This window comes from Herbaspirillum autotrophicum (genome assembly GCF_001189915.1).
GTDB classification, from domain to species: Bacteria; Pseudomonadota; Gammaproteobacteria; order Burkholderiales; family Burkholderiaceae_D; genus Herbaspirillum; species Herbaspirillum autotrophicum.
Map to the genome: position 1 here is coordinate 1 of NZ_LFLS01000091.1, position 652 is coordinate 652.

At 56.1% G+C, this 652-nt stretch carries 1 protein-coding gene; it reads right to left on the reverse strand.

Annotated elements, in window-relative coordinates; genetic code table 11:
• A partial coding sequence (locus AKL27_RS26925) for an electron transfer flavoprotein subunit beta/FixA family protein (RefSeq protein WP_050465968.1) occupies positions 1-647 on the reverse strand: 647 nt, incomplete at its 3' end.
• Positions 648-652 lie beyond the last annotated feature (5 nt).

The following is a 652-nucleotide window of genomic DNA, read 5'->3' on the forward strand; positions in this document are numbered from 1 at the left end:
CGCGGTGCCACATCGACGCCGAGATCTTCCGGCTTGACGATGTCGAGGGTCTTTTTCTTGGCCTTCATGATATTTGGCAGCGTCACGTAACGCGGCTCGTTCAGACGCAGGTCAGTAGTCACGATGGCAGGCAAGGTCAATGCCAGTGTTTCCAGACCGCCATCGACTTCACGGGTCACGGTCACTTTGCCGTCTTCCAACACCAGCTTGGAAGCGAATGTCGCTTGCGGCCAGCCCAGCAACGCGGCCAGCATCTGACCGGTCTGATTGCAGTCATCATCAATGGCTTGCTTGCCGAGGATGATCAGTTGCGGTTGTTCTTTGTCGGCAATCGCCTTGAGCAACTTGGCGACGGCCAACGGTTGCAGGTCCAGATCGGCCGGCACTTCGGCCAGAATGCCGCGGTCGGCGCCAATCGCCATCGCGGTGCGCAGGGTTTCCTGGCATTGCGTCACGCCACAGGAAATCGCCACTACTTCAGTGACTTTTCCACCTTCTTTGAGGCGTGTGGCTTCTTCCACTGCAATTTCGTCAAACGGATTCATCGACATTTTGACATTGGCGATATCCACGCCGCTGCCGTCGGATTTGACGCGTACTTTCACGTTGTAATCTACTACCCGCTTGACGGGGACTAATACTTTCATGCCTG